This is a genomic window from Pseudomonas sp. 1L-C-7-B-C1, assembly GCF_057291635.1.
Genome location: NZ_JBXAWH010000009.1, coordinates 199,872 through 218,539, shown reverse-complemented (window position 1 = coordinate 218,539; position 18,668 = coordinate 199,872). Strand labels below are relative to the sequence as shown.

Genomic DNA, 18,668 nt, shown 5'->3' with positions numbered 1-18,668 from the left:
ACCGGCACAACTACCTGTCAGCCGAACGCTCCAAAAAATCAGCTGCCGTAGTTTCATCGCCACCGGACCGGACAGTTGCTCAGAATCGACTCATCGGCTCCGCCTGCGGAAAAGAGTTCTTCGACAAAGCTGACGCAGTTGTTTGGGATACCAAACCAGTACCACGGATCCACACTCAGCTCATTCAACTTGCGCTCTGCTCCCTCTGGGTCGGGTAGGTAAACAGGGCGCCTGAATAATTCGGTTTTCCCTGATTCATCCAGGTAGCGCCTATAACCCTGCTCCGGCATGAAGTACGGTCTGGACGCTAGCCCTGCAATATGGAAATAGTAAAAGCCGACCTTGATCAAAGCGTGGCAGCATACATTTGGGCCATCGCCGCTTACCACAACCAAGGACGTATGATCCCAATTGAAGGGGATCACCCCACACACCTCGAGATGGATTCCTATAAAGCTCACGTTTTCTTCCTGAAAGTTAAGTCGGCAGAACCTAACCTCAGGAAAACATGATGAAAAGCGCAAAGCCGTGCAGAAGCGAATTTTCAGAAATGCCCTTCGGACGTTGCCTACAGCAACATAAGCGGTGAAGGGATCAGATCAGCGCACCGCCTCAAACTCATGCCCGCAGGCCAGGCAATGGCTCAGCCACTCACCGAGAAACACGTTGAGCTGGGCCTTCTCATCGGGCTGGTGCATGTCGGCGTTGGGATAGGGATAGATACCCTGAAAACGACGCGCATGTTCGGCGCCGATGACTTCGGCCATGCGCGCGTCGTGGTAGACCTGCACTTCGAGCACGGGCACCGGCAGCCAGGGCAGGCTGTGTTCCTGACGGACTTGCAGCGTGGTGGTGTAGGGGCAATCGAGGATGACCTCGACCGCCAGCACGCCCAGCATCTGGTCGCCTTGGGTGACGGCGACACGGCGTGAGCGTTGTTGATTGCGCATATCGGGCAGCAAACGCATCAAGCGCGCGTAGTTCGCCTCGCAGGCGGCTTGCAGCCCGGCGAGGTCGACACGATAGCGCTCGCGCAGAAGATTCACGACCATAGCCCCCTTACTTCGGCGCGATTGAGCGCCAGCCACTGCATTGCAATGATAGTTGCGGCGTTGACGATGCGCCCGTCCTTGACGGCTTGCATCGCATCGTCGAATGACCAGACCGAGACCCGGATGTCCTCGGCCTCTTCTACCAGACCGTGCAACCCACCTGCCCCCTCGCTGTCGCATTTTCCCAGGTACAGATGCACGAACTCGTTGCTGCCGCCCGGCGATGGAAAGTATTTGGTGATCGGCCAAAGGGCGTTGAACGTCAGCCCAGCTTCCTCTTGTGCCTCGCGGTGAGCAACCTCTTCGGGCTCCTCTTTCTTATCGATCAGGCCGGCGACCATTTCGATCAGCCACGGGTTGTCGTGCTTGCCAATAACGCCGACGCGGAACTGCTCGATGAGCACCACTTCATCGCGTTTGGCGTCGTAGGGCAGCACGCACACCGCATCATGGCGAACGAACAGCTCACGCTTGATTTCCGGGCCCATGCCGCCCGCGAACAACTCATGGCGCAGTTGAAGACGGTCGAGCTGGTAAAACCCCTTGAAGCAGGTCTCACGGTGTGTAATTTCGTGCTTCGTCGGTGTCGATCTGTTGCTATCCGTCATAGATTTCTCACTGCTTGAGCACTGTGTCCGGGCCCATCCTAACGCGCTGTGGTGCGGGATGCAGCCCTTTGAATTCGCAAAACCGGTCACCGGGGTAGACGACTGCCGGGGAAAGCACTCTAATCCGCCCGATGGCGAACTGATTGCGCCACCCACAGTCGAAGGACGTTGCCGTTACCTCCCACGTGACGCCCCCTTATGCCGATGCCAAGGATCAACATGTCTTTTCTGAAGATCATTTCACTGGCCTGCGTGGCCCTGATTTTGGGCGCCTGCCAAAGCCTGTTCCAACCCAATCTGCGCAGTCCGCTGACCGTTCAGCGTGACGCCTCCGAGCTGATCAAGCCCGGCTGCACCACCGATGATTGCCCGCTGGTGAACATCGACACCGTGCATTTCCCTGACGAGCCAAAGCTTGACGAGATCGTCCAGCGCACGCTGCTGCAACTGACCCGCAGCGACAGCGATGGTCCGGTGCCGCCGACACTGAAGGCGTATCAGGAGCAATACCTGAGCCGAGCGCCGGCGCGCAACAGCAGCTACCTGCAGGCCAAGGTACGTGAGCAGCATGACGGAATCGTGGTCGTCGAGCTGTCCAGCTACGTTGATTCCGGCAGCGGCCAGGGTAATCCGGGTCGCGCGTTCATCAACTACTCCCGCCAGCAGCAGCGCGTGCTGACACTGGCCGACATGCTGGTCCCGGGTCAGGAAGCTGCCTTCTGGGACAAGGCCCGCCTGGCGCATCAGGCCTGGCTGATCAGCAGCAAGCTGGACAAGGACACCGAGTTCCAGAACATGTGGGCTTTCAAGCAAACTTCCAACATCGCTCTGACGTACGGTGCGGTGATTCTCAAGTACCCGGTGACAACCATCGCTCCTTACGCCATGGGCCATATCGAGCTGAAGATCCCGTATCCGCAGCTGAACGGCATCATCAAGCCTGAGCTGTTTCCTGGCCGGAGCTGATTGGTTGAACCCAAGCCGGTTGCTGAGAAAGCGCCGGCTTTTTTATTAACACCCCTTCCTTAAACCCCTCTTTTCCATATCCAGCTCCTACATACACTTTCATACATAACTTCCAAGCATTAAACATCAACCCCCCTTAAACCCGCTCCATTATTAAACTCCTTGTTTATTGACGCTTCACTGACTTAATCATTAAGTTCCGCCCTGAACTTTTTAGAACAGTCAGGGAGACGGGATGCGCTTATGGAATGTCCTGCCGTCATGGTTTGAAATTGAAGATCGATTGAGGCTTGAAGTTCAAAGCAGCGGACTGGGCGACTTTCGAAGTTACCTAAATGAACAGGCGCCTTCCGTCGAACTTGTTCTGCGCCGTGTCGACAACATCAGAACTGCCTTTTACCGCGCCGAGTTTGAAGCCAGCGCATTACTGCGCCAGCGATTCGCAGACATCGACATAGCCGACGTGCTCTTTGATCTGATGGGCGTCGTCGGCGACATGGCCATGATCATTGCGGGGAGCGTCCTGGCCGGCGCCGCGATGGGTGCGGGGGTGGGCGCTCTGGCAGGTGGCGTAGGCGCGGGGCCCGGCGCGATTGCTGGCATGGCGGCGGGGTTGCAAGCCAGCAGCTGGATTCTCGGGGTGCTTGGGCTGGCGTCGGTCGCGGAGTTTTTCGTACAAGGTCTGCCTGCGCTGCTGGACCACTACGTGCGCGGTATCCAGGTCGCTTGGGACGGGACCCGAGGCAACGATGGGCTAAACCCGATTTCACAGGACGACCCGTGGGTTGTCGATCAAGCGGCACACCACATCGCCCGCGGGCACACGGAAGTGGTAATCCTGCTGCTCGGCGCCGTGGTTGAGTACCTGACCCGAGGCCGCGGCAACATGGCGCTACTGGCCGGTCAAATGCGTGCCAGCAGCAAAGGCACGCGGCTGGCGCAGTGGATGGTCAAGCATGAAGAGGGGCTGAAAAAGCACCCTGATCTACAGCCCGCCCAGCCTCGAACGGCGAACCCGATGACACCGGAAGCGCCGCCCGGCACGCATCGGGAAACCGATAAGCCAGGCGTGAAGAAACCGCTGGGCATGCCGGAATACAAGGTGCCATGCTTTAACGCCAGCAACCTGCACTACAGCAAGATCCCCGAGTTCGACAGGCAACTGGTGGGACAGGAGAAAGGGCTGAATGATTTGACGGTGGATGAGTATCTGCGGGGGCGGGAGGCGTTCAAGGCTGGGGAGAAGGTCAGGGATCCGAGGGTGGCGAAGAAAGCGCGCGAAAAACTTGCGGTCAACCTTACCCAGAAAATCAGCCGAAATCTGCGTAAGCAGGGGCTCTCTGAGCAACACGCTGACAAGTTGGCGGCGACATTGACTAGGGAAAAAATGAGCACGCTCGCGGCCCTTCACAATCCGGATCTCTTCGCTGGAGGCAAAGACTTCATATCTGACTTTGGAGACCGGTCAGTAAACGCCAGCATCGGAGCGCAATGGCGTCAGCGAATTGAGGGGCTTGATGCTTTGGCAAATAAAGTCAGCTTGAACAGTCGTGCTACGACCTTAGTCAATGCCAAACTGGAACGCTGTAAATAGAGGTAACTATGGAAGAGTACTACGAATATTTCCTTGAAAAACTGGGGCCTGCGCTGGAGAGAAGAGAGGTGCCTCTATCATCAGTGGAAAAATACGCTGAGAAACTCCCTCAGCAACTCCTGAATCAATGGAGGGAGCACGGATGGAGTGGCTATGCCGAGGGGATTTTCTGGACCGTTAATCCAGCGGAGTATCAGGAACTGATTCGAGCATGGCTGGATGATTCGGGAATACCCGATGCCGGCTTTTATCACACCATCGCCAGAAGTGCTTTCGGCGATCTGTATCTTTGGCATGAGAAGACTGGGAATTGGCTGGACGTAACGGCCCCTTACGCACGCTTTTATAAAACCCAAGAGGTGGTGCGAAGCGATGAGTTCGACGACGAAATCGCGCTATTTTTTGCAAGTCGAGATCGGGAGTCCAATGATCTTGACGACCTCTTCCAACAAGCTCTAAAAAAACTCGGACCGCTACACCCCGATGAAATGTACGGCTTCGTACCTGCCCTCGCACTCGGCGGTCCAGCCGATCTGAAACATCTGCAAAAGGTCAAAACCATCGAGCACCTGACCTTTCTGTCCCAGCTCGCACCGCTGACAGACTGGGGGTTCCCGGACCTCGATACGCTCTGACTAACATCAGGAAACATTGCTTGGTGAGATGGGACTCCGAGCATTTGGTGGACAAGTAACAAAGAAGAGATCGAATGGAAGAGTACTACGAATGTTTCATTGAGGAGCTGGGCCCTGCGCTGGACAGGAGAGAGGTGCCCTTATCAACACTGGACGAATACGCTGAGAAACTTCCTCAGCAACTCCTGAATCAGTGGCGCGCGCACGGTTGGAGTGGATATGCCGAGGGACTTTTCTGGACCGTTAATCCAGCGGAGTACCAGGAACTGATTCGGGCATGGCTGGATGATTCGGGAATACCCGATTCCGGCTTCTATCACACGATCGCCAGAAGTGCTTTCGGCGATCTTTATCTTTGGCATGAGAAAGCGGGGAATTGGCTGAACTTGACGATCCCATATGCACGCTTCCATAGGACCAAGCCAAACGTTGGGAAATATGACTTTGATAAGGTGATCGAGGTGTTTTTTGTGGCACAGAGTCGAGAAGCCAATGATTTTGACGACCTGTTTGAAAAAGCACTGAGAACACTCGGCCCACTACAACCCGACGAAATGTACGGCTTCGTCCCCGCTCTTGCACTGGGCGGCCCGGCCGATCTAAAGCATCTACAGAAGGTCAAGACAATCGAGCACCTCACTTTCTTGTCCCAGCTCGCGCCGCTGACAGACTGGGGATTCCCGGACCTCGATTCGCTTTGAGTCGCCCGCCGGAATTGAGCCTGGTTGTTCTGTTCCAGGCCCAGTCCGCTGAGTTAATGCCGCACGTCGGCCTCGAATACAGGCGCCTGTCCGCGGGCCAATACCCACTGCAATACACCCGCCACAACGAGCGCGGGCAGCGTCGCGCCGATGTCCGGATACAGGTTCGCCAGCAGATGGTAGGTGCAGATCCCACCGATCCACGCCAGTAGCGTCATCCAGCGCAAGCCCGCTGTTGCAATGCCGTGACGGCGGCGGCGCAGGATGAAGTGATCCACCAGCACCACGCCGAACAGCGGCGCGAATACCGAAGCGATCATCAGCAAGAAGTTCTGGTACTGCGCCAGCGGCGCGAAGCAGGCGATCAGTGTGCAGATGATGCCGATGGCCAGCGCCAGGTGTTCGACTTTGGCCTTCAGCAGGATCCCGCTCGACACTGCAGCGGAGTGGATATCAGCGAACGCGTTTTCCGATTCGTCCAGCAGGATCAGCAGCAACGGAATCCCCATCCCCGCGCCAGCCAGCGCCAGCAGCAGCGCATTGGCTTCACCGCTCGGCGCGAAGGCCAGGGTGTACGCCACGCCAAGGGACATCAGCCAGAAGTTGCCAACAAAGAAGCCCAGCGCCGTGCCGCCAAACACCCCGGTGGCGCGCTTGCCGAAGCGGGAATAGTCCGCAATCAGCGGCAGCCACGACAGCGGCATGGCGATGGCAATGTCGAAGCCGACGGCAAACGGCATCGAACCGTCGCCCGCGCGTGACCACAACGCAGTCAAATCAGCCTTGCTGAACAGATTGAACGTCAGCCAGGCGCATGCGGCCAGAAGCAACCAGATGCCCCATTTGCGCAGGATCTGCCGGACGAAGGCCAACGGACCACTCACGGCCAGCAAGGTCGCAAGGGCGCCGAACACGATTGTCCAGAGCATCGGGCTGGCCCAGAGGCTGCCTTCGGAAAAAGCGCCGGCGCCCAACAGGCTGGCGGCGTCGCGCATGACAATGATTTCGAACGAGCCCCAGCCCACCAGTTGCAGCAGATTGAGAATCGCCGGAACGCCTGCTCCCTTGCTGCCCAGGCTGAGCTTGAGCGCCGCCATCGACGACAGACCCGTGTCGCTGCCAATGACGCCAACAGCAGCGAGCAGCAAGACGCCGACCAGCGTGCCGAGAAGAATCGCCAGCATGGAGCCGGACATGCCCAGCCCCGGCGCCAGTAACGCGCCGGTCTGCAGGACCATGAGGCCGATGCCGAGGGAAAACCACAGAGAGAAAAGATCGCGCCCGCCAAAAACCCGCTTGGCAGCGGGCACGGGGGCGTCGGGTGAATAGGTGCCGGGTGTGTTCACGTTTGTGTCTCGCTGAAACTTATGGTTGATCGTACCCACGCTCTGCGTGAGCACGCATGCCTGGACGCTCTGCGTCCTAAGTGACGCAGAGCGTCAGGGGCGGCATTACCCCGCAGAGCGTGGGAACGATCGCCGCCTGCTTTTCCTTGCAGCTTGTGACTTGCCGCTTATCGCTCAGACCTTTTTATAAAGCTGACTGCCTTCCTGCCTGAACCGCTCGGCCTGCTCGCGCATGCCTTGGTCCACCGACACGTCCAGCGCGCTGATCTTCTGGTTGGCGGCGTATTCGCGCACTTCCTGGGTGATTTTCATCGAGCAGAATTTCGGCCCGCACATGGAGCAGAAATGCGCGACTTTGGCCGAGTCTTTCGGCAGCGTCTCGTCGTGATAGGCGCGCGCGGTGTCAGGGTCCAGCCCGAGGTTGAACTGGTCCTCCCAGCGAAATTCAAACCGCGCCTTGCTCAGGGCGTTGTCACGGATCTGGGCACCGGGATGCCCTTTCGCGAGGTCCGCTGCATGGGCGGCGATCTTGTAGGTAATGATCCCGGTCTTGACGTCGTCCTTGTTCGGCAACCCCAAGTGTTCCTTGGGCGTGACGTAGCAGAGCATCGCGCAGCCGAACCAGCCGATCATGGCCGCGCCAATGCCCGACGTGATGTGGTCGTAACCCGGCGCGATGTCGGTGGTCAGTGGGCCGAGGGTGTAGAACGGCGCCTCGTCGCAGCACTCCAGCTGCTTGTCCATGTTCTCTTTGATTAGCTGCATCGGCACGTGGCCCGGGCCTTCGATCATGCATTGCACGTCGTGTTTCCAGGCGATCTTGGTCAGCTCGCCGAGGGTTTCCAGCTCACCGAACTGCGCTTCGTCGTTGGCGTCGGCAATCGAGCCCGGACGCAGGCCGTCGCCCAGGGAGAAGCTGACGTCGTAGGCCTTCATGATTTCGCAAATATCGTCGAAGTGGGTGTAGAGGAAGTTTTCCTGGTGATGGGCCAGGCACCACTTGGCCATGATCGAACCGCCACGGCTGACGATCCCGGTCACGCGCTTGGCGGTCAGCGGCACGTAACGCAACAGCACGCCGGCGTGAATGGTGAAATAGTCGACGCCCTGCTCCGCCTGTTCGATCAGTGTGTCGCGGAACAGCTCCCAGGTCAGGTCTTCGGCGGCGCCACCGACCTTTTCCAGCGCCTGATAGATCGGCACGGTGCCGATGGGCACCGGCGAATTGCGAATGATCCACTCGCGGGTTTCATGAATATGCTTGCCGGTGGACAGGTCCATGACCGTGTCCGAACCCCAGCGAATGCCCCAGGTCAGTTTCGCCACTTCTTCTTCGATGGACGAGCCCAGCGCGCTGTTGCCGATGTTGCCGTTGATCTTCACCAGAAAGTTGCGCCCGATGATCATCGGTTCAAGCTCAACGTGGTTGATGTTGGCGGGGATGATTGCGCGGCCACGGGCGATTTCTTCGCGCACGAACTCGGGGGTGATCTCTTTGGGAATGCTCGCACCGAAGCTCTGGCCGGGATGCTGCTGGGTGAGCAGGCCGGCGGCGCGGGCTTCCTGCAGCTTCATGTTTTCGCGGATGGCGACGTATTCCATCTCGGCAGTGATGATGCCCTGACGCGCGTAGTGCATCTGGCTGACATTGGCGCCTGCCTTTGCCCGACGCGGATTGCGCACGTGGGCAAAACGCAGCTTGGTCAACTCGGCATCGGCCAAGCGCTGCTGGCCGAAGTTCGAGGTCAGTCCCGGCAGGCGTTCGGTGTCGGCGCGGGACTCGATCCATGCCGAACGCACGTCGGCCAGGCCTTTGCGCACGTCGATGATGACGTTCGGGTCGGTGTACGGGCCGGAGGTGTCGTACACGCAGACCGGCGCGTTGATCTCGCCGCCGCTGTTTGTTCCAGAGAACCCTGTAGGCGTAACGTCCAGGCTGATCTCACGCATGGGCACACGGATGTCCGGACGCGAGCCCTGAACATAGATTTTCTGCGAGCGGGTAAACGGCTGAACCGACCCTGAATCGACTTGGGCGGATTCACTCAGATTGGCGTTTTTTAGTGTTGTACTCATCACGGGCTCTCCAGACATCATCCAGCAGCGGAATGAATTGTCGGAGCTTGAGCCTGATGAATACGGACGGATGCACCCTGAGACGACATGGATGCTGAGAATCGAAGAGGCGCGGACTGTTCAGATTTTGAACAAAGACGACCCCGGACGACACTCAAGAGGACTCGCCGGGAGACGAGAAATCTTGTTCCCTACGCAGGCGTTAACCTGATCAGGTTCAACGGGATCCGGATTATCCGATCTCAGCCTCATATCAAGGCACCCCGACAAGAACGGCGTCAGTCTAGTCGCGGCGCAGGCCCTACGCCAAGCGCCAAATTCAAACGCGCGTTAAATGGCTGATTTGCCCGATTGTTGTCCCTACCCGCTGGAACTACACTCGCTACGCGTCGCCAAAGCCATCTGGATCGGACGCAACGTCACCGTCTTCATACCGTTTGAATTACTAGGGAATGTCTATGCTGCGCAAACTTTCACTGGCCATTGCCGTGTCGTGTGCTTCGAGTGCGATGGCCGGGGCAGCAGACATGCCGCTGCCCACCAGGACCGGTTTGGTCAGTGTGTATCAGGAAGCGGTCAACAATAACGCCGACTTGGCGGCAGCCCGCGCCAGCTACGACGCGCAGAAGGAAATCGTGCCTCAGGCACGCGCCGGCCTCCTGCCGAACATCTCCGGTGGCGCCGACATCAATGACACCCGCACATCCATCGATCAGCCCTCGGCCGTCATCAGCCGCAGCGGCACGGTCTATCGCGCGACGTTGAGTCAGCCGATCTTCCGCGCTGACCGCTGGTTCCAGCTCAAAGCCGCGAAGGATGTCAACGAGCAGGCCATCCTGCAGCTCTCGGCCACCGAGCAGAATCTGATTCTGCAAAGTGCCGAAGACTACTTCGCCGTGCTCCGCGCACAGGACAATCTGGCCTCGACCAAGGCAGAGGAAGCGGCCTTCAAGCGCCAGCTTGATCAGGCCAATGAACGCTTCGATGTCGGCCTGTCGGACAAGACCGATGTGCTTCAGGCGCAAGCCAGCTACGACACCGCCCGCGCTGCGCGGATCGTCGCCAAGCGCCAGGTCGATGACGCATTTCAGGCGCTGATCACCCTGACCAACCGCGATTACAATTCCATCGAAGGCATCGTGCACACCTTGCCGGTGCTTGCGCCTACGCCCAACGACGCGAAAGCCTGGGTCGACACCGCAACGCAGCAGAACCTGAATCTGCTGGCCAGCAACTACGCCGTCAGCGCTGCCGAAGAGACCCTGCGTCAGCGCAAGGCAGGCCACGCACCCACCGTCGATGCGGTGGCGCAGTACGAGAAAGGCGACAACGATCCGCTGGGTTTCACCAACCCCAACTACACCGGCCAGAGTTTCCACGGCAGCGTCGAGCAACGCACCATCGGCCTGCAGGTGAACATCCCGATTTACAGTGGCGGGCTGACCAGTTCTCAAGTCCGCGAGGCTTATGCCCGCCTCGGTCAGAGCGAACAACAACGTGAAGGCCTGCGCCGCCAGGTGGTGGAAAACACCCGCAACCTGCACCGCGCGGTGAACACTGATGTCGAGCAGGTGCAGGCGCGCAAACAGTCGATCATCTCCAACCAGAGCGCGTTGGAAGCGACGGAGATCGGTTATCAGGTGGGGACGCGCAACATCGTCGACGTGCTCGATGCACAGCGCCAGCTGTACGCGTCGGTGCGCGATTACAACAATACCCGCTACGACTACATCCTCGACAACCTGCGTCTGAAACAAGCCGCCGGCACGCTGAGCCCTGGGGATCTGCAGGATCTGTCGCGCTTCCTGAAAGCCGATTACAACCCGGACAAAGACTTCCTGCCGCCGGATCTGGCGAAAGAAGCGGCGAAGAACTTTGAGCGGCCAACGGAGCGGTGAGCGGATTCACTGAAAGGATGTAATGCATTGAAAGGGGAATTACTGCGCTTGATTCGTAGACAGTGAGCTGTGCCCTGAAACCGCGCAGTAGCGTGGTGAATGACGTACTTGTGGGAGTGAGCTTGCTCACGAAGACGATATTCCAGCCGCTGAAGATTTGGCGGATGTACCTGCCTCTTCCCGAGCAAGCTCGGTCCCACGGTCTAGTGTCCGGGAGACATATCTGCGGTGTTGGAAAGTTTGATGAGTCGGATTGGTGGCGTCCCGAGACTCCGCTGTCGCGCGGTAAATACCGTACTTGTGGGGAGTGAGCTTGCTCACGAAGACGGTATTTCAGGCGCAATCAGTGCAACAACCTTCCAATCCCATCCAGCAACCTCTGCAACGCCCCCTGATTGGCCTTTATCACGGCCAATCCGGCATCGGCCATCGCCTTTGCTTTCTCGGTATGGTCGATCAAACCACGCACTGCGGCAGCCAGTGCAGCCGCGTCACTGACTTCCTCCAGCGCGCCGGCATTGCGCAACATCGCGGCGATTTCGAGGAAGTTGAACAGGTGCGGACCGCTGAGAACGGGCTTATCCAGCGCCGCTGGCTCCAGCAGGTTATGGCCACCATTAGGCACCAGGCTGCCGCCGACAAAGGCGATGTCGGCCAGCGCATACAGAAACAGCAACTCCCCCATGGTGTCCCCGACCAGAACCGAGGTTTCCGGCGTTACTGCCTCGGTCGTAGACCGACGAACACTGGCAAATCCCCGCTGCTGACTCAGCTCGAACACGCTGTCGAATCGCTCGGGATGACGGGGCACGAGGATCAACAGCGCATCGGGATGGGTCTCCATCACAGTGCGATGGGCCGCCAATACCACTTCGTCTTCGCCCGCATGGGTACTGGCGGCAATCCAGACCGGACGCTGGAAGGTCTGCCATCGCTCACGCTGCTGAGCGGCGCGCTCCAGCAATTGCGGATCAATGGTCAGGTCAAACTTGATCGAGCCCGTCACAGTGACGCACTCGGGCCGAGCGCCTAGATCACGGAAGCGCTGGGCCTCGGTTTCGGTCTGCACGGCAATCAGGTTCATCTCCGCCAGCATCGGCCGAGTCAACCCGGCGAAGCGTCCGTAGCCGCGAGCCGAACGCTCTGACAACCGCGCATTCGCCAGCACCGTCGGAATGCCGCGTTTCGCACACTGGTGAATGTGATTGGGCCACAGCTCGGTTTCCATGATCACGCCGATCTTCGGCTGGATGTGATCGAGAAACCGCCCGGCTGCCCACGGAAAGTCGTAGGGCAGATAGCAGTGCTGGACGCGCGGCTCGTTGGCGAACAGCGACTGAATGCGCTCCGAGCCGGTCGGCGTCATGCAGGTAATGGTGACCGGCAGTTGCGGATAGCGGGCCAGCAACGCGCGAATCATCGGCGCGGCGGCGATGCTCTCGCCCACCGACACCGCATGTACCCAGATTCCGCCGCGCTGCATGGCAGGCAAGCCAATGGCGAAGCGCTCGCCGACCCGTTGCGCATAGGCCGGCGCCTTGCGCGAACGCAGCCACAGGCGCAGGGCGATCAAAGGGAGGCCGAGATGAAACAGGATGCTATAGAGGGTTCTATTCATGGGCGCGGAGTTTATCAGCCAATTGCTGTCAGATTTCCATCGAGCTTCGCACATATCTTGGCCGGCGCATTCCGCCAGCCACTACCCCTTGCCACTCAAGGGTTCGGTTGTTACACGCCGGGTAAGCCGCTTTAATGACGGCCATTGAAAAGGAGCGACACCATGTCTGCGTACTACCTGCTGGCCATCGCCATCTGTGCCGAGGTCATCGGCACCGTGTCCATGAAAGCCGTCAAAGGCCTGAGCACGCCGATCCCGCTGCTGCTGGTGATCGTTGGTTACGGCATTGCGTTCTGGATGCTCACGCTGGTGGTGCGCACCATCCCGGTTGGCGTGGCATACGCCGTGTGGGCGGGCATGGGCATCGTCATGGTCAGCATCGCTGCGCTGTTTATCTACGGCCAGAAACTGGATCTGCCTGCCATCGCCGGCATGGGTCTGATCGTCGCAGGTGTCGTGGTCATCCAGCTGTTCTCGAAGACGGCCGGTCATTAAGGGGGTTACTGAAAACAGCCTTCCCCTATAATGCCGGCATTCGTTTCGCCATTTGAGGTGCCCATGTCATCTGCTATTTCCACTGACGTCCTGATTGTCGGCGCGGGCGTTGCCGGTCTCTGGCTCAACGCGCGGCTGCGGCATCAGGGCTTTTCGACGGTGGTGGTGGAAAAGGCCAGCCTCGGTGGCGGCCAGACATTCAAATCCCAGGGGATCATTCACGGCGGCGCCAAGTACGCGTTGCACGGCGCGCTGTCCGGTGCGTCCGAAGCCATCGCCGACATGCCTCGTCGCTGGCGTGAAGCCCTGGCCGGCAAAGGCGAGCTGAACCTGTCGGGCGTACGCCTGCTGTCCGAAGCTCACTACCTGTGGTCGCCCGGCACCCTCGCCGGCAATCTCACCAGCTTCTTCGCCAGCAAGGCCGTGCGCGGGCGTGTTGATCAGGTCAAGGGCAGCGACCTGCCACCTGCGCTTCAGGATCCGCGCTTCAAAGGCAAGGTGTACCGTCTGGCCGAGCTGGTCATCGACATCCCCAGCCTGGTGAAAAAACTGGCGGAGCTGGCGGGCGACAGCCTGCTGGCGGGTCAGAACATTGAGCCGCTGCGCCATGACGGCGAACTGGTCGGCCTGCGCGTTGACGGCCGCGACATCCACGCCCAGCGAGTGGTGCTCAGTGCCGGCGAAGGCATGGCCGATCTGCTCAAGGCGCTGAACGTGAGCCAGCCGGCCATGCAACGCCGGCCGCTGCACATGGTGCTGGTGAAGGGCCCGACGCTCAAACCGCTGTACGCCCATTGCCTGGGTGGCGGACCGAAGCCGCGAATCACTGTCACGACTCACCCGGCGGCCGACGGCCAGTGGGTCTGGTACTTGGGCGGCGACATCGCCGAAGCCGAAGGTGTTGCCCGCAATCCCGCCGAACAGATCGCCGCCGCGAAAAAAGAACTCGCCAATCTGTTGCCCTGGGTCGATCTCAGTCAGGCGCAGTTTGCAACCTTGCGCGTGGACCGCGCCGAGCCGCAGCAAAGCGGTCTGGTTCGTCCGGACAATGCCTTTGTCGACGAGCAGGGCCGGTTACTGGTCGGCTGGCCCACCAAGCTGGCGCTGGCCCCCGACTTCGCCGATCGCGTGCTGGCGTCGTTGTCCCGGGATGACATCCACCCCACGCCGCAACCGCCACACACCGACTTCCCCAAGCCGCCACTGGCCATTCCTGTCTGGGATCAACTGCTGCCATGAAGACCCTGCACGATTTGCATCGGCCGCTTGGCACCCTCGGCATCAACGTTTCCCCCTTGGGCCTGGGCACGGTGAAGCTGGGCCGCGATCAGGGCGTGAAGTACCCCAATGGCTTCACCATTCCCGACGACGCCGAAGCGCAGATGCTGCTGAAGCTGGCGCGGGATCTGGGCATCAATTTGATCGACACCGCCCCGGCTTACGGTCGCAGCGAAGAGCGCCTCGGCCCGCTGCTGCGCGGGCAGCGCAAGGACTGGGTGATCGTCAGCAAAGTCGGCGAAGAATTCGAAGCGGGCCAGTCACGACACGACTTCAGCGCCGCCCACACGCGCCTGTCGGTGGAGCGCAGCCTTCAGCGCCTGGAAACCGACTTCATCGATCTGGTGCTGGTGCATTCCGACGGCAACGACCTGAACGTGCTCAATGACTGCGGCGTCTACCAGACGCTGGCAGCGCTTAAGCGCGAGGGCAAGATTCGCGGGTTTGGCTTCTCCGGCAAGACGGTCGAGGGCGGCCTGCTGGCGCTGCAGGACGGCGATTGTGCGATGGTCACGTACAACCTCAACGAACAGGGCGAAAAACCGGTCCTCGACTACGCTGCTGCACACGGCAAAGGGGTACTGGTCAAAAAAGCGCTGGCCAGCGGGCACGTTTGCCTGAGCCCCGGTGTCGACCCTGTGCGTGCCAGTTTCGAGTTGCTGTTTGACCATCCCGGCGTCACCGGTGCTATCGTCGGCACCATCAATCCGCTGCATCTGGCCCATAACGTGGCAACCGCCGCTGCCGTGATCCGTCGTCAGCCCTGAGACGTACGGCCGACCCCAACGCAAGAAGGAGCCGATATGCCGCGAACCCTGATTCGGAAAAACCCCAGCAACTTCAAGACCCTGCCGTTATTCGTCGAAGCCACCCCGGAAAGCCTGACCTACCAGAGCATCGGGATGCCGCTGAATTTCACCCAGACCCTGGCACGGCGTCGCAAGATCGACGTGGAGGACAGCGAGCGGTTCTCCACCGAACTGGCCAACCTCGGCGTCTCGGTGCGCCTGACCCTGCGCTGGCAGAACCGCGATTACTGGGTGCTGGTTCGCCAGCGCCGTCAGGACCGTGGCGACGTGGTGCTCAAGCTGATTTCCGGCTACGTGCCCGCCCACGAACTCAACCTGCCGTTGCACACGGCGGTGCAGGAAGTCGCCGAGGAATGCCTGATCGAGACACCCCAGGGCTGGCTTGGCGGGCGCTTCAATGAAACCTGGCTGCCAGCCCCCTACGCGGCAGCGCTGCATTACCGCGAAGCGATGCCCTTTCGCCTCACGCCGCTGTCCGGCGCGGCGCTCCCGGTACGCTGCGGCAGCCTGACCCTGATTGAAAGTCCCCGCGCCTACGTGCACTTACCGACCGCGTCATTGCAGTTGATCTACGACATGCGCCTGGAGGTGCCGAAAGAGGCTCGTCCGCTGAGCCTGTTCCACGTCGATGAGAGCCTGGAGAACAACGAGCTGGTGGCGCGCCTCAATCGCAGCAAGCCGGATCTGTACCTGATGCCGCTGGAAAACGGCTCGCCCCTGCCCGAGCTGTACACCCTGAAGAACGACAAGCTTTCGCCCGCCGGTACACGTGGGCTTTATCTGGCCGAAAGCTTCGCTCCGCAAGAAGGTTGGGTGGTGCGCGAGGAGCGAATTCGCTGGAAGGACTGGCTGGTGCAGCAGGGCCTGACGCCGAAGAAGAAGCCCAAGTCAGGTCTGACCAAGCTGCGAATCAAGGCACGGCGGCTGGTCAGACTGGTTCGCAGCGGCCTGCACAAATAGCCGCTGCTTAGCCCTTCTCGGTGAGGCGTTTGTCACGCCAGGTGCGCAGCCGGGCGAAGAAGTGGAAATAGCGGTTTTCGCGTTTGCCCATCCCGCGCTTCGGTGAGAACGACTCCTCGGCGAAGGCACCGGTGATGCGCACCCGCGAGGCAGTGGTCGGCAGCGTACAGACCCGGGCATCTGCCTTGAGCAGCGCGTATTTGAGCAATCGCTCCGAGTGCAGCTTGCGGCCTGTCGCCTCGCAGAATTCGAAGATGCGCTCAATCCGCTTGCCATAGGCCCGATAGACGTCGCGGCCGCAAATGGCGAAACGATCGTTCAGCCCTCCCCACCACTGCCAGTCCGGAATATAGGCGTTCAGCCGCCGTGCCTGTGGCGAATGAAAGACATAACCTGGCAGCGGCGAATGGAAGAAATTGTCCGGCCGCACGAACACCACGAAGTCTGGATCGAACGACTCCATCATGCCCGTCACGGTGTGCAGGGAATTGAGCTGATAGATCAGGTTGCGCAGGGAAACGTGCTCGTCCCCCCATGTGTCGCCCATCGCCTTGACCCGCTCGAAATCCCAGCGATCCAGCACGCCGTCAGTGGATTCGAGAACCCCTGTCATCGCCTGGAAAACGTCGTAATTCTGCGTTTTCAGCTCGCCCTTCTCCGCCGAACGCTGGTTGTGCACTTCGTCGATCTTGTAGAGGTGGTAAAAGCATTTGACGTTGCTGCCCTTCGGCAACCGGCCAAGGACATTTTCCTCGATGGAAGGAAAACAGATCTCCGAGTTTCGCGGGATACCAAAAAACGCGACCGCAATGTTCAGCACTGACAAACTCTCCGGGATCAATGGCGATGCGCCTGGACACGCGCGCTAACGGCGGACGGCTTCGTTCATTTGCTAAATAGCAGCTTGCGCCACCAACTGCGGGGCTTGAGGGCGATCACTTCGACGTCTGCGCCCAGCAACCAGTCGCGCTCATAGTCCCAGGCATGGCCGCCCCAGAGCTTTCCGGCTTCGTTTGAGAAACCGAGGGTCATGAGCCTGTAGCGGTAACCGGAATGGGCGCGCAGCCAGTCGAGCAGCACCAGCACGTTGAACCCCGTGGAGGGCCCGACGAAGCGTTTGCCGTTGGGGCGGTCGACCGGGTAATGCTCGGCCAGCGCCGGCAATGGAATGCGGTCCCAATACAGCGCAACCTCAGGCATCGGGCACAGCGGCACGGCACAGCCCACCAAGAGCGTGAAGCAGCGCGAGCCGGGCTGGGCAGCGAACCTTTGCACCTCAGCGGTTGCGGGCAGGCCGAAGAAGTAACGGTCCGGCGCATTGAAGCCGTGGACGAACAGGTTGACGCTTTCTGGCTTCAGCAGAGCGGCCTTGGTGCACAGATTGAAACTGACCACCACATCGTCAGCGCCTACGCCCAAGGCATCGAAATCGGCTGGGGTGATGGCTGGATTGTTGGCGATCAGGATGACCCGTGAAGCGTTCGCCAGGCACTGGCGCAGTGCGGCCGGAAGCGCGCCGAACACGTCCTGATCAGCGCCCGGCAATACAAAGGGCTCATTCGTCGCGATACGGTCGTGGTCCGCCGGCAACGTCATCAGGCCGGCACCTGCATGCCATGGCGTAACTTGACCCAGGCACGGATCAGCGCGGATGGACGTTGCCACGGGCGCATAGGCCGCTGAATTTCATCGGCCAGATCGCGACCCACGCGGGCAAAGGCATAGCGTTCTTCGGCGAATTTTTGGCCTTCGCCCGCGATGCGCGCAGCGAGGTCAGGGTCGCTCTGCAGCTGGCGGATCTTCTCGACGGCTTCGTCTTCGGAGCGGTAGAACATGACGTTGCGCCCCTCTTCGAAACCCAGCAGATCGTCCTCTTCGCCCTGACTCCACGCGAGCAGCACACAACCGCAGGCCATGGCTTCGAAATTCTTGATCATGAACTCGCCCATGCCGATGTCGGCACTGACGAAAATCCTGATGCGATTGAGGGTTTCGAGGTATTCGGCGCCAGAGGCGGTGCGCGTCACCAGCACGCCGGCGCGCTGCGCAAGGTTTTCCACCAGCTGTTTACGCTGTGAATATTCACGGCTTTTCAGGCTGCCCAGAAAGCCCACCGGAATGTCCCGGGGCTGGCCGAGGTTGCGCAGCATTTCCTGGTCGTAGCCCTTGGACACGAACACCGCATCAAGGCCTTCGCCGCGCATGCGCCGCGCGACAACCGCACCGGAAACCAGTGCGCGACTCCACGGCAGCTGCCGGTACAAGCGTGAATACATGCCGTGGTATTTGCTGGCGCTCATGTAGTTCTGATACGCATCGTGCTCAAGAAAGATCAGCCCCGGAATGCACTTGAGCACCGCGCGCTGGCGAGCAAGCCGTTTGACCCGGGAGAAGATCACCACCCGGTCGTAACGCTGATAATCGACCGAGGCGAGAAATGGCCCGAGATTCAGCTGCTGTTGCTTGCTCAGGCGAAAGATGACGCAGTCGTCGCAATGCTGCCGCACGGTTTCGTACAAACCGTCCAGTATGACGCGCTGTTCATCCATCACCAGTAACATGACTTTCATACGTTCATATACCGAACTGCGAATACAAAAATGGCAGCGGCAAGGGGTGCCACTTTGCGCTG

Annotated in this window: 17 protein-coding genes and 1 riboswitch; of the genes, 9 read left to right on the top strand and 8 right to left on the bottom strand. The window is 60.0% G+C overall.

Annotation, left to right across the window (positions count from 1 at the left end; genetic code table 11):
- Window positions 1–599: 599 nt before the first annotated feature.
- Both AC0Z8Z_RS15680 and AC0Z8Z_RS15675 read right to left on the bottom strand, forming a co-directional pair.
- A complete protein-coding gene (locus tag AC0Z8Z_RS15680; RefSeq protein ID WP_065987826.1) occupies window positions 600–1,052 on the bottom strand; it encodes a DUF1249 domain-containing protein in 453 nt (150 codons plus the stop codon).
- A complete protein-coding gene (locus AC0Z8Z_RS15675) occupies window positions 1,043–1,660 on the bottom strand; it encodes an NUDIX domain-containing protein (RefSeq protein WP_172610520.1) in 618 nt (205 codons plus the stop codon). Before AC0Z8Z_RS15675 ends, AC0Z8Z_RS15680 begins: the two co-directional genes overlap by 10 nt.
- A gap of 219 nt (window positions 1,661–1,879) precedes the next feature.
- On the opposite strand from AC0Z8Z_RS15675, the gene AC0Z8Z_RS15670 reads away from it, so the two are divergent.
- The 4 genes from AC0Z8Z_RS15670 to AC0Z8Z_RS15655 all read left to right on the top strand — a co-directional run bounded on the left by AC0Z8Z_RS15670 (window position 1,880) and on the right by AC0Z8Z_RS15655 (window position 5,556).
- Window positions 1,880–2,626 carry an RsiV family protein gene (locus tag AC0Z8Z_RS15670; RefSeq protein WP_074891465.1) on the top strand — a complete coding sequence of 249 codons (747 nt, stop codon included), beginning with the start codon at window positions 1,880–1,882 and terminating at the stop codon, window positions 2,624–2,626.
- A 235-nt stretch (window positions 2,627–2,861) separates the two neighbouring features.
- The gene (locus AC0Z8Z_RS15665) at window positions 2,862–4,220 is read left to right on the top strand and encodes a DUF6861 domain-containing protein (protein WP_485619711.1); all 1,359 of its coding nucleotides are present in this window, start codon (window positions 2,862–2,864) and stop codon (window positions 4,218–4,220) included.
- A gap of 8 nt (window positions 4,221–4,228) precedes the next feature.
- Window positions 4,229–4,855: a GAD-like domain-containing protein gene (locus AC0Z8Z_RS15660; RefSeq protein WP_485619710.1), complete on the top strand. Its 627-nt coding sequence runs from the start codon at window positions 4,229–4,231 to the stop codon at window positions 4,853–4,855.
- Window positions 4,856–4,929: 74 nt separating this feature from the next.
- Window positions 4,930–5,556: a GAD-like domain-containing protein gene (locus AC0Z8Z_RS15655; RefSeq protein ID WP_485619709.1), complete on the top strand. Its 627-nt coding sequence runs from the start codon at window positions 4,930–4,932 to the stop codon at window positions 5,554–5,556.
- A gap of 53 nt (window positions 5,557–5,609) precedes the next feature.
- Here AC0Z8Z_RS15655 and cytX read toward each other — a convergent pair whose 3' ends face one another.
- Both cytX and thiC read right to left on the bottom strand, forming a co-directional pair.
- Window positions 5,610–6,902, bottom strand: coding sequence for a putative hydroxymethylpyrimidine transporter CytX (gene cytX / locus AC0Z8Z_RS15650; RefSeq protein ID WP_485619708.1), 1,293 nt, complete (start codon window positions 6,900–6,902; stop codon window positions 5,610–5,612).
- 174 nt (window positions 6,903–7,076) lie between these two features.
- Window positions 7,077–8,978, bottom strand: coding sequence for a phosphomethylpyrimidine synthase ThiC (gene thiC / locus AC0Z8Z_RS15645; RefSeq protein ID WP_485619707.1), 1,902 nt, complete (start codon window positions 8,976–8,978; stop codon window positions 7,077–7,079).
- A 171-nt stretch (window positions 8,979–9,149) separates the two neighbouring features.
- Window positions 9,150–9,254, bottom strand: a riboswitch (TPP riboswitch).
- Window positions 9,255–9,436: 182 nt separating this feature from the next.
- Here thiC and AC0Z8Z_RS15640 point away from each other — a divergent pair.
- Entirely contained in the window at window positions 9,437–10,876 is a 1,440-nt protein-coding gene (locus AC0Z8Z_RS15640; RefSeq protein WP_122625610.1) for a TolC family outer membrane protein, read from the top strand.
- Between the two features lie 343 nt (window positions 10,877–11,219).
- On the opposite strand, the gene waaA is transcribed toward AC0Z8Z_RS15640, so the two are convergent.
- On the bottom strand, window positions 11,220–12,494 hold the full coding sequence (gene waaA, locus AC0Z8Z_RS15635; RefSeq protein WP_485619706.1) for a lipid IV(A) 3-deoxy-D-manno-octulosonic acid transferase: 1,275 nt from the start codon (window positions 12,492–12,494) through the stop codon (window positions 11,220–11,222).
- Between the two features lie 162 nt (window positions 12,495–12,656).
- Here waaA and AC0Z8Z_RS15630 point away from each other — a divergent pair, with 162 nt between their 5' ends.
- The 4 genes from AC0Z8Z_RS15630 (at window position 12,657) to AC0Z8Z_RS15615 (ending at window position 16,036) form a co-directional block, all read left to right on the top strand.
- Window positions 12,657–12,989: a DMT family transporter gene (locus AC0Z8Z_RS15630; RefSeq protein WP_122533844.1), complete on the top strand. Its 333-nt coding sequence runs from the start codon at window positions 12,657–12,659 to the stop codon at window positions 12,987–12,989.
- A gap of 63 nt (window positions 12,990–13,052) precedes the next feature.
- Window positions 13,053–14,228, top strand: coding sequence for an NAD(P)/FAD-dependent oxidoreductase (locus AC0Z8Z_RS15625; RefSeq protein WP_485619705.1), 1,176 nt, complete (start codon window positions 13,053–13,055; stop codon window positions 14,226–14,228).
- Window positions 14,225–15,034: an aldo/keto reductase gene (locus AC0Z8Z_RS15620; protein ID WP_485619704.1), complete on the top strand. Its 810-nt coding sequence runs from the start codon at window positions 14,225–14,227 to the stop codon at window positions 15,032–15,034. The genes AC0Z8Z_RS15625 and AC0Z8Z_RS15620 overlap by 4 nt, the downstream gene beginning before the upstream one ends.
- A gap of 36 nt (window positions 15,035–15,070) precedes the next feature.
- Window positions 15,071–16,036, top strand: coding sequence for a metal ABC transporter ATPase (locus AC0Z8Z_RS15615; protein WP_172610513.1), 966 nt, complete (start codon window positions 15,071–15,073; stop codon window positions 16,034–16,036).
- 7 nt (window positions 16,037–16,043) lie between these two features.
- On the opposite strand, the gene AC0Z8Z_RS15610 is transcribed toward AC0Z8Z_RS15615, so the two are convergent.
- From AC0Z8Z_RS15610 to AC0Z8Z_RS15600, 3 genes are all read right to left on the bottom strand, one after another.
- Complete coding sequence (locus tag AC0Z8Z_RS15610) at window positions 16,044–16,856, bottom strand: hypothetical protein (RefSeq protein WP_485619703.1); 813 nt, start codon at window positions 16,854–16,856, stop codon at window positions 16,044–16,046.
- A 65-nt stretch (window positions 16,857–16,921) separates the two neighbouring features.
- Complete coding sequence (locus AC0Z8Z_RS15605) at window positions 16,922–17,632, bottom strand: hypothetical protein (protein ID WP_485619702.1); 711 nt, start codon at window positions 17,630–17,632, stop codon at window positions 16,922–16,924.
- Window positions 17,632–18,606 carry a glycosyltransferase family protein gene (locus AC0Z8Z_RS15600; protein WP_485619701.1) on the bottom strand — a complete coding sequence of 325 codons (975 nt, stop codon included), beginning with the start codon at window positions 18,604–18,606 and terminating at the stop codon, window positions 17,632–17,634. The genes AC0Z8Z_RS15605 and AC0Z8Z_RS15600 overlap by 1 nt, the downstream gene beginning before the upstream one ends.
- Window positions 18,607–18,668 lie beyond the last annotated feature (62 nt).